Origin of the sequence: Pseudochrobactrum sp. AO18b, assembly GCF_000409565.1 — a bacterium.
Taxonomy (GTDB): domain Bacteria; phylum Pseudomonadota; class Alphaproteobacteria; order Rhizobiales; family Rhizobiaceae; genus Pseudochrobactrum; species Pseudochrobactrum saccharolyticum.
Window position 1 is genome coordinate 1 of sequence record NZ_ANNO01000357.1, and the last position, 560, is coordinate 560.

Annotated in this window: 1 protein-coding gene; it reads right to left on the minus strand. The window is 41.2% G+C overall.

Translation table 11 applies throughout. The features are described 5' to 3' along the window. Positions 1 to 476: hypothetical protein (locus A918_RS0113880; RefSeq protein WP_028233814.1), on the minus strand; the 476-nt coding region annotated here is incomplete at its 3' end. Positions 477 to 560: the final 84 nt, after the last annotated feature.

Genomic DNA, 560 nt, shown 5'->3' on the forward strand with positions numbered 1-560 from the left:
GCTCGCCCAGAATCTACAAGGTCAGACCGCTTGACAGCAGAGAACGAGGGGCTTTCCTTGACAACTATATTTTTTGCAACAGAGCCTAATTCATCTTCAACGATAATAGCTTTTGCATTCAACGCTTCAACATAGCCTGAAAAAAGTTTAGGGAGTTTATGTCCGTGTTTCAGTGCAGGACAGTTCGTTCCAGCTACAGCAATGATCGCGGATTTTAACGCAAGCTCAATGCTTTGTCTCCACAGCATGAGTAGGGGTCTGGTTAAAAGCCCTGATGGATTTAAACGCGCAGCATCCCACATGGCCTCAAAACCAAGTTGATAACTGTAAGATACTAAATCCCAAGAACCAGATGTTATGTCGCTTGGGGTTTCTTTAACAAAAACATTAAATACAGGTCGCGCTTCATTCATTTGCTTTGATAGATATTCGCGCTCTGATTTGGGTGAATTATTAAAGAACTCATCTGATGCCATGTTAACTAATCCGTTCGTTTTCCTAATTGATATTAGTCATGTTTTTCTTGTAGCAGATTAGTAAAAAAAAGCCGGGCGCAATGA